The sequence below is a fragment of the Methylobacterium sp. JK268 genome, from assembly GCF_054052225.1.
In genome coordinates this window covers 58,775-67,149 of sequence record NZ_JBSVZN010000031.1, presented here as the reverse complement: position 1 = coordinate 67,149, position 8,375 = coordinate 58,775, and the positions used below count along the sequence as shown (strand labels likewise).

Annotated in this window: 9 protein-coding genes and 1 tRNA gene; 8 read left to right on the top strand and 2 right to left on the bottom strand. The window is 68.4% G+C overall.

The genetic code is table 11. The annotated features are described in order from the left end of the window. Entirely contained in the window at positions 1-1,191 is a 1,191-nt protein-coding gene (gene tuf / locus ACW9J6_RS26745; RefSeq protein WP_457119368.1) for an elongation factor Tu, read from the top strand. A gap of 93 nt (positions 1,192-1,284) precedes the next feature. Here tuf and ACW9J6_RS26740 read toward each other — a convergent pair whose 3' ends face one another. Then, positions 1,285-1,614 (bottom strand): DUF1127 domain-containing protein, encoded by a 330-nt coding sequence (locus ACW9J6_RS26740; RefSeq protein WP_457119385.1) that lies wholly within the window; start codon positions 1,612-1,614, stop codon positions 1,285-1,287. A 129-nt stretch (positions 1,615-1,743) separates the two neighbouring features. Here ACW9J6_RS26740 and ACW9J6_RS26735 point away from each other — a divergent pair, with 129 nt between their 5' ends. From ACW9J6_RS26735 to rplA, 6 genes are all read left to right on the top strand, one after another. Then, complete coding sequence (locus ACW9J6_RS26735; protein ID WP_457119384.1) at positions 1,744-2,700, top strand: LysR substrate-binding domain-containing protein; 957 nt, start codon at positions 1,744-1,746, stop codon at positions 2,698-2,700. Continuing rightward, positions 2,691-2,767: transfer RNA gene (locus tag ACW9J6_RS26730), tRNA-Trp, on the top strand. Before ACW9J6_RS26735 ends, ACW9J6_RS26730 begins: the two co-directional genes overlap by 10 nt. A gap of 203 nt (positions 2,768-2,970) precedes the next feature. Further along, positions 2,971-3,279 carry a preprotein translocase subunit SecE gene (secE, locus tag ACW9J6_RS26725; protein ID WP_457119383.1) on the top strand — a complete coding sequence of 103 codons (309 nt, stop codon included), beginning with the start codon at positions 2,971-2,973 and terminating at the stop codon, positions 3,277-3,279. 11 nt (positions 3,280-3,290) lie between these two features. After that, the gene (gene nusG / locus ACW9J6_RS26720) at positions 3,291-3,824 is read left to right on the top strand and encodes a transcription termination/antitermination protein NusG (protein ID WP_457119382.1); all 534 of its coding nucleotides are present in this window, start codon (positions 3,291-3,293) and stop codon (positions 3,822-3,824) included. 214 nt (positions 3,825-4,038) lie between these two features. Beyond that, positions 4,039-4,488: a 50S ribosomal protein L11 gene (gene rplK, locus ACW9J6_RS26715; protein WP_457119381.1), complete on the top strand. Its 450-nt coding sequence runs from the start codon at positions 4,039-4,041 to the stop codon at positions 4,486-4,488. A 12-nt stretch (positions 4,489-4,500) separates the two neighbouring features. Continuing rightward, positions 4,501-5,214 carry a 50S ribosomal protein L1 gene (gene rplA, locus ACW9J6_RS26710; RefSeq protein ID WP_457119380.1) on the top strand — a complete coding sequence of 238 codons (714 nt, stop codon included), beginning with the start codon at positions 4,501-4,503 and terminating at the stop codon, positions 5,212-5,214. A 569-nt stretch (positions 5,215-5,783) separates the two neighbouring features. Here rplA and ACW9J6_RS26705 read toward each other — a convergent pair. Further along, on the bottom strand, positions 5,784-5,915 hold the full coding sequence (locus tag ACW9J6_RS26705) for a BrnA antitoxin family protein (protein ID WP_457119379.1): 132 nt from the start codon (positions 5,913-5,915) through the stop codon (positions 5,784-5,786). 513 nt (positions 5,916-6,428) lie between these two features. On the opposite strand from ACW9J6_RS26705, the gene ACW9J6_RS26700 reads away from it, so the two are divergent. After that, positions 6,429-8,051 carry a B12-binding domain-containing radical SAM protein gene (locus tag ACW9J6_RS26700; protein ID WP_457119378.1) on the top strand — a complete coding sequence of 541 codons (1,623 nt, stop codon included), beginning with the start codon at positions 6,429-6,431 and terminating at the stop codon, positions 8,049-8,051. Positions 8,052-8,375: the final 324 nt, after the last annotated feature.

Here is an 8,375-nt window from a genome sequence, read left to right as displayed (position 1 = left end):
ATGGCCAAGGAAAAGTTTTCGCGGACGAAGCCGCACTGCAACATCGGGACGATCGGTCACGTCGACCACGGCAAGACGTCGCTGACGGCGGCGATCACGAAGGTTCTGGCGGAGGCGGGCGGGGCGACGTTCACGGCCTACGACCAGATCGACAAGGCGCCGGAGGAGAAGGCGCGGGGGATCACGATCTCGACGGCGCACGTGGAGTACGAGACGCCGAACCGTCACTACGCGCACGTGGACTGCCCCGGCCACGCGGACTACGTGAAGAACATGATCACGGGCGCGGCGCAGATGGACGGCGCGATCCTGGTGGTGTCGGCGGCGGACGGCCCGATGCCGCAGACGCGCGAGCACATCCTGCTGGCGCGGCAGGTCGGCGTTCCGGCGCTGGTTGTGTTCATGAACAAGGTCGACATGGTCGACGACCCTGAGCTGCTGGACCTGGTCGAGCTTGAGGTTCGCGAGCTTCTGTCGAAGTACGACTTCCCCGGGGACGACATCCCGATCACCAAGGGCTCGGCGTTGTGCGCTCTGGAGAACCGTGAGCCGAAGATCGGTCACGACGCGATCCTGGAGCTGATGAAGACGGTGGACGCCTACATCCCGCAGCCGGAGCGTCCGATCGACATGCCGTTCCTGATGCCGATCGAGGACGTGTTCTCGATCTCGGGCCGCGGGACGGTGGTGACGGGGCGCGTGGAGCGCGGGATCATCAAGGTGGGCGAGGAGGTCGAGATCGTCGGGATCCGGCCGACCACGAAGACGACGGTGACGGGCGTCGAGATGTTCCGCAAGCTTCTGGACCAGGGCCAGGCGGGGGACAACGTGGGCGTCCTGCTGCGCGGCACCAAGCGCGAGGACGTTGAGCGTGGGCAGGTTGTGTGCAAGCCGGGATCGGTGAAGCCGCACACGAAGTTCAAGGCGGAGGCGTACATCCTGACGAAGGAGGAGGGCGGGCGTCACACGCCGTTCTTCACGAACTACCGCCCGCAGTTCTACTTCCGGACGACGGACGTGACGGGGGTGTGCCAGCTTCCCGAGGGCACCGAGATGGTGATGCCGGGCGACAACGTGACGATGGACGTGACGCTGATCGTGCCTGTGGCGATGGAGGAGAAGCTGCGCTTCGCCATCCGCGAGGGCGGCCGCACCGTCGGCGCCGGCGTCGTCGCCTCCATCTCCGAGTAAATCACCTCGACAACGGCCCGGGCTGCGGCCCGGACCGCCATGGCCGGAGCGGGGGCGGGCGCGAGAGCGTCCGCCCCCGCTCGGGGTTCAGGCTCACGCGCGCCAGAACGGCTTGCGGCTCTCCGCCCGCGCCTCGCACCGGGTGAGGCCGAGATCGGCAAGCATCTCGTCGGGCATCGCCGGCAACTCGCGCGCGAGGGTCGCACGCTCCCGTCGGCGACGACACCACAGGGCCAGCACGCCGCGCAGACCGAGGCGTTGCCGGGATCCGGCCGCCTCCCTGGCACCGCCGGCGGCGGGGACCGGCGGCGTCTCGTAGGCCGAGGCATCGGTCGGGGCCGGGCGGGGCTCTCCGCCATCATCGATCCGCGCCACAGCCCCGCGCCGGATCGAGGGAAAGCGGATCACATCGGCGGTCATCATCGTCCTCCCTCGAAGCGCGGACCTCGGCGTTCGGACCTTGGGGCCCGGCCGTTATGCCGTTAGGTCAGGATCGCCACCATCGAGTTTTTCGCTCGGTTCGGTGAGCGGACCTCACGGACGGGGCTTGTCATGGTTCGCGTGCTTCCGCCGCTCTCCGCCCTGAAGGCGTTCGAGGCGACCGCGCGGCTCGGCTCGGTCGGGAGAGCGGCGCTGGAACTGGGGCGCACGCACGGCGCAATCAGCCGGCAGCTCCGAACCCTGCAGGACCAAGCCGGCATCGCGCTGTTCGAGAAGGAGGGGACCGGGCTGAGACTCAGCCGGCAGGGCGAGGTCTTTCACCGGGTCGTCGCCGGGGCGTTCGACGACCTGGAGCGCGGCTACCGGCAGCTGCAGGACGACGCGCGCGGGGCGGTCCTGCACGTCGTGTGCTCCGCCACCTTCGCAGTCCGCTGGCTCGTCCCACGTCTGGCCGATCTCGACCGGCAGCACCCCGGCCTCTCGATCCGCCTGTCGATGCTGTCGCCGCGCGAGAGCGCGGAGGATGCCGACCTCTTCCTGACGTGGGACCGGCTCGCCTTCCCGCTCGGTCCCGGGGAGACGCGGGTCTTCCTCGCGGACACCTTCTTCGGTCCGGTCTGCGCGCCCGGTTACCCGGTCCTCCGCTCGGCCGAGGGCCTCGCGGCCGAGCGGAGGATCGTCCAGGAACACGCGTCGCGGGCGTGGGACGCGTGGCAGGACGCGACCGGCTGCCGCCTCGCGACGACGTCGGACCTGCTCTTCCCCCACACGAATCTGTGCATCGAGGCGGCGGCGGCCGGCATGGGCGTTGCGCTGGTGGAAGCCCGCCTCGTGCGGCAGGAGCTGGAGAGCGGGCGCCTCGTGGCCCTCTGGGGATGGCTGCGCGTCCCGGACGGCCTCGCCGTCCGTCCGGCTTCGGCGCGCGGGGAGGGCGCGGCCGGACGGGCCTTCGTGGCGTGGCTGAAGCGGGCGCTCGCCAGCGAGCCGGGTCCGGCGGGACAATCCCCTTGCGTCCCGCCCCCCATTCCCGCTAAGGAGCGGGCGCGCCGCGGCGCTGCAGGAGTGTAGCTCAACTGGTCAGAGCACCGGTCTCCAAAACCGGGGGTTGGGGGTTCGAGTCCCTCCACTCCTGCCAGAGACCGCGACAGTCCGTGCGACCTCTTCCCGTCTTTCAGATCCGGTCGCCCATCCTCGACAGCTCCGGGGCCATCGACAAGCCGGCGCAACTGCGCTAGAGGCATCGCCCATCCCAGAACGAACAGGCGGGCGGCGCGGGCTTGGGGGTTCATCCAGGCTCCGCGCCTCTGTTGGTTTCGAGCGGCGACGGCTAGTCGGACCATGGCATCGAACGAAGCGACGAAGAAAGTGGACCTCGGGCGCAACGCGTCCCGCGGCACCCCCGCGCCCCGCGGATCGGGCAGCGCGCCGACGCCGCCGGCCCGGCCGGCGCCCAAGCGCGTCGGCCCCTTCGAGTTCCTGCAGCAGGTCCGCGACGAGGGCCGGAAGGTCACCTGGCCGACCCGCAAGGAGACCCTGATCACCACCCTGATGGTCTTCGTCATGGTGGTGGTGGCGAGCCTCTTCTTCACGGTGGTCGATCAGGTGCTGCGCTACCTCGTCACCCTGGTCCTGGGCATCGGGGCCTGAGGAGAGAGTCCGTGTCCAAGCGTTGGTACATCGTCCACGCCTATTCGAATTTCGAGAACAAGGTCGCGCAGTCGATCAAGGACCAGGCCGCGCAGCGCGGCCTCTCGGACAAGTTCGACGAGGTGATGGTCCCGACCGAGAAGGTCGTGGAGGTCCGGCGCGGCCGCAAGGTCGACGCCGAGCGCAAGTTCTTCCCCGGCTACGTGCTGGTGAAGTGCGACCTCACCGACGAGGTCTACCACCTCATCAAGAACACCCCGAAGGTCACGGGCTTCCTCGGCGCCGACAAGTCGAAGCCGGTGCCGATCCCGGACGCGGAGGCCGAGCGCATCAAGGGCCAGGTCCAGGAAGGGACCGAGCGCCCCAAGGCCTCGATCTCGTTCGAGGTCGGCGAGCAGGTCCGCGTCGCGGACGGCCCCTTCGCCTCCTTCAACGGCGTCGTCGAGGAAGTCGACGAGAGCCGCTCCCGCCTCAAGGTGGCGGTCTCCATCTTCGGCCGGGCGACCCCGGTCGAGCTCGAATACGGTCAGGTCGAGAAGGTCTGATCGTTTCGGCGAATAGCGAGTAGGGAATAGCGAATGGCGCGCCGGCGGGCATGGTCCGTCGGGCGAAACACCATTCGCCATTCGCCATTCGCCATTCGCCTCCATCCGCGGGAGGCCCGCCCGGTTCGCCGCCGGGAGATCCGGGCCGCACCGCGACCTGCAACCGCCCCGTCGCGCCCCCTGAGGGCACGGGGCAACCCAAGGGAGCAGTCCCATGGCGAAGAAGATCACGGGCTACGTGAAGCTTCAGGTGCCGGCCGGCGCCGCCAATCCGTCCCCGCCGATCGGCCCCGCGCTCGGTCAGCGCGGCCTCAACATCATGGAATTCTGCAAGGCCTTCAATGCGAAGACCGCGCAGATCGAGAAGGGCACCCCGATCCCGGTGATCATCACCGCGTATCAGGACCGTTCCTTCACCTTCGAGATGAAGCAGCCGCCGGTGTCGTTCTTCCTCAAGAAGGCGGCCGGCATGAAGATCGGCAAGAAGCCGGCCTCCGGCTCGAAGACCCCCGGCAAGGGCGCGCCCGCCGGCAAGATCTCCGAGGCGCAGATCCGCGAGATCGCCGAGAGGAAGATGCCCGACCTGAACTGCGATTCGGTCGATTCCGCCGTCGCCATGATCCGCGGCTCCGCCCGGGCCATGGGCCTCGAGATCACCGGCTAAGGGGAGGGCAGCATGGCACATGTTGGCAAGCGCATCCGCGCCGCCCGCGAGGGCATCGACCCGACCAAGGTCTACTCCCTCACCGACGCGGTGAAGATGATCAAGGAGCGCTCGAAGGCCAAGTTCGACGAGACCTTCGAGATCTCGATGAACCTCGGCGTCGATCCGCGCCACGCGGACCAAATGGTTCGCGGCGTCTGCAACCTGCCGAACGGGTCGGGCCGCACGGTGCGCGTGGCGGTGTTCGCCCGCGGCGCCAAGGCGGACGAGGCCAAGGCGGCGGGCGCGGACATCGTGGGCGCCGAGGATCTCCTGGAGACGATCCAGGGCGGCACGATCGACTTCGACCGCTGCATCGCGACCCCGGACATGATGCCCCTGGTCGGGCGTCTCGGTAAGGTGCTGGGCCCGCGCGGCCTGATGCCGAACCCGAAGGTCGGTACCGTCACCATGGACGTGAAGGGCGCGGTCGGCGCCGCCAAGGGCGGCGCGGTCGAGTTCCGCGTCGAGAAGGCGGGCATCATCCACGCCGGCATCGGCAAGGTGTCCTTCGACGACCAGAAGATCGTCGAGAACGCCCGCGCCTTCGCGGACGCGGTGGCGCGCGCCAAGCCCACGGGCGCCAAGGGGACCTACATCCAGCGCATCGCCGTCTCCTCGACGATGGGCCCCGGCATCAAGGTCGACCCGGCGAGCGTGCTCGCGGCGCAGCAGGGCGCGGCCTGATCCCGTCCCTGTTCGAAGAGATGGAAAACGCCCGGCCGCGAGGCCGGGCGTTTTCGCGTGTGCGGTGGTTCAGCGAGGCCCGCCCGATCCGAGGCGATGCCCGATGTGCGCACGCAACACGGCATTGATGCGCGTCTCAATCGAGCGCGTTCGCGAGGCATTGTCGTGCTGCGCGATGTGGACCACCCGGTGTCCGGGATCGTTGCGTGGGGATCCTTCCTCTCAAGCAGGCGGCCGTGTGCGCAACGCTCCGCAACGTGTTCCTCGACGGAACGCTCCTGGAGCGCGCGACACGCCTCATGCTGAGGTGCGACCAAAGGGAGCCTCGAAGCACCCTCGACTGATGCTCCAAGACGACGGCTGCTTGGATCGACTGTTCTGGGGTGCTTCGAGGCTCCCTACGGTCGCACCTCAGCATGAGGAGTGTCGTGTTTTTTCCATTCGTTCAGCTGACGAGACGATCGCGGAACATCGTGCACGCGATAGCCTCCTCGAGAGGGGATCCTGCACGGGCATCGACGCACCAGCATCAGTAATTCGATATCTTCACCGCCACTCGGAACACGCGTTCATCCGCGAGGGACGGCGAGCCCGGTGAGGAACTGATACCTGCGCCCCCTTTCTCGGAAGGAGGCCAGGACGTCCGGAGCGAGGCGAATCGTCATCGTGGCCTTGCCGACGTGGCGGTTGCGCGATCCCAATCGATCTCCAGATCGGCTTCCTCCGGGTCGCTCGCGACCGCCTGCTCCAGCTCCGCGCCGCTCACGGCTTTGACACGCGACCAGTCCGTACGGTCCAAGCCCTGGGCTCTCAGCCGAGCCAAGTCCTCAGCCGTAAAGGTCACGATGGAGTTTCTTGTCAGCATCGCGGGATCTCCTCATCGGGATGAGGCGCCTGCTGGCGCCGCGCCAAGTTCGGATCGGAGTCGAAAAGACATCGGTTTCCCCGCCAATCGTCGGCGCACGAACCTCTGCTCATCGGCGCGCTGGCTCGTCGACGGTCGGATGTCCTTCGATTGCGGCCGATCCGAGCACGGCATCGATCCCTGCTTCGCGAGATCCGCTTCTTCCCGCTCGAGCATCATCCGGAGCCGGCAGTGTCAATACAATGTGTCCATGCGCGATCGCGCTGGCTTCCGCGAGCCCTCCCGGCTCGGCTCACAAACCCGCGTCCGAGGGGGCGCCAACCGGCGACGCTGTGCTAGATAGCGCCCCATGCGCAGCTCCGTCCCGGTCTCCTCCACCCGACGCATCCTGTGCGTCTTCCCCGCCTACACGCCGTCCTTCGGCACCTTCCAGCACGCCTACCCGCTGATGGGCGGGGTGAAGGCGTTCATGCCGCCGCAGGGCCTGCTCCTCATCGCCGCCTACCTGCCGGAGGCCTGGCAGGTCCGGTTCGTCGACGAGAACATCGCGCCCGCCGCCCCGGCCGACTTCGCCTGGGCGGACGCGGTCTTCGTCTCCGGCATGCACATCCAGGCGCAGCAGATCCGCGACATCGGCGAGCGCGCCCACGCCGCCGGCCGCGTCGCGGTGCTGGGCGGGCCCTCGGTCTCGGGCCAGCCCGAGCAGTACCCGGATTTCGACTACCTCCATATCGGCGAGATCGGCGACGCCACCGACGATCTGATCCGTTGCCTCGACCGCGACGTCGCGCGCCCGCCCGCCCAGGTGCGCCTCGAGACCAAGGACCGGATCGGCCTCGCCGACTTCCCGACCCCCGCCTACGACCAGGTCCCGCTGCGGCGCTACCTGATCGGCTCGCTGCAATTCTCCTCGGGCTGCCCCTATCGCTGCGAGTTCTGCGACATCCCGGCCCTCTACGGCCGCCAGCCGCGGCTCAAGACCCCCGAGCAGCTCCTCGGCGAACTCGACGCCATCATCGCCCAGCCGGGCCACCCGGCCGTGGTCTACTTCGTGGACGACAACTTCATCGGAAACCGCAAGGCCACGCGGGAGATGCTGCCCCACCTCGTGGAGTGGCAGAAGCGGAACGGCTACCCCCTGCAATTCGCCTGCGAGGCCACCCTCAACATGGCCAAGCAGCCCGAGATCCTGGAGCTGATGCGACAGGCGAATTTCTGCACGGTGTTCGTCGGCATCGAGACGCCGGAACTCGACGCGCTCAAGACCATCGACAAGACCCACAACGCCGCCGTGCCGATGCTGGAGGGCATCGCCACGCTCAATTCCTACGGGCTGGAGGTCACCTCCGGCATCATCCTCGGCCTCGACACCGAGACGGCGGAATCCGAGGGCAAGCTCCTCACCTTCATCGACCGCTCGAAGGTGCCGGTCCTGACCATGAACCTGCTCCAGGCGCTGCCGCGCACGCCACTCTGGGACCGGCTCGCCAAGGAGGGGCGCCTCGTGGACGATCCCACCCTCGAATCGAACGTGCGCTTCCTGCGCCCGCACGATGAGGTCGTGGCGAGCTGGCGGCGGGCCATCGCCCATGCCTACGCGCCCGAGCAGCTCTTCGACCGCTTCCGGCATCAGATCGACGTGACCTACGTGAACCGGATCGCGATTCCCGTGAAGTATCGGCTGACGCGGGACAACCTGCGCCGCGCCCTGGTGATGGGCTTCAACATCGCGCTGCGGGTCGGCCTGCTGTCCGATTACCGCCGCGCCTTCTGGCGGGCGGCGGGCTACGCCCTGCGGCGCGGGCAGATCGAGGCGGTGTTCAACATGGGTTTCGTCGCCCACCACCTGATCCGCTTCACCCGCGAGGCCCTGCGCGGCGAGCACAACGCCTCCTTCTACGCCGCCCATCCGGTGCAGCGGGCCAAGAGCGGCGGCTGGTGGCGCCGGGGACGGGAGCGGCAGGCGGCCTGACCGGGCGAGTTCCTGCCAGAGGGTGAAGAATCGCTCCCCTGCGACCGAATGGCCGCGCGTTGCCCCTTGGCAGGGAGCTTGCACGCCGCTATAGACCGCGCTCCACGTTTTCACTCCTTCTGAAAGGGCTCGACCGATTGGTCGTGACCTGACGAGAGGTCCCCGGGCAACCGGGTGACGAATGGCCGGCGGGCTCAAGGGGTCTCCCCTCGCGCCCCGTCCGGCCATGTCCTGTCCGAGACTGCAGGCGCCGGTTCTCCGGCTTAATCCGCAAGGGCCTGCACAGACGGGGAAGACCGAGTTTCACAAGCCCTCGCCACCCTC

What these genes read in the sequence shown, in the direction of transcription:
- tuf (WP_457119368.1), top strand. Translation starts at nt 1, where the DNA reads ATGGCCAAGGAAAAGTTTTCGCGGACGAAGCCGCACTGCAACATCGGG.
- ACW9J6_RS26740 (WP_457119385.1), bottom strand. Translation starts at nt 1,614, where the DNA reads ATGATGACCGCCGATGTGATCCGCTTTCCCTCGATCCGGCGCGGGGCT.
- ACW9J6_RS26735 (WP_457119384.1), top strand. Translation starts at nt 1,744, where the DNA reads ATGGTTCGCGTGCTTCCGCCGCTCTCCGCCCTGAAGGCGTTCGAGGCG.
- secE (WP_457119383.1), top strand. Translation starts at nt 2,971, where the DNA reads ATGGCATCGAACGAAGCGACGAAGAAAGTGGACCTCGGGCGCAACGCG.
- rplK (WP_457119381.1), top strand. Translation starts at nt 4,039, where the DNA reads ATGGCGAAGAAGATCACGGGCTACGTGAAGCTTCAGGTGCCGGCCGGC.
- rplA (WP_457119380.1), top strand. Translation starts at nt 4,501, where the DNA reads ATGGCACATGTTGGCAAGCGCATCCGCGCCGCCCGCGAGGGCATCGAC.
- ACW9J6_RS26700 (WP_457119378.1), top strand. Translation starts at nt 6,429, where the DNA reads ATGCGCAGCTCCGTCCCGGTCTCCTCCACCCGACGCATCCTGTGCGTC.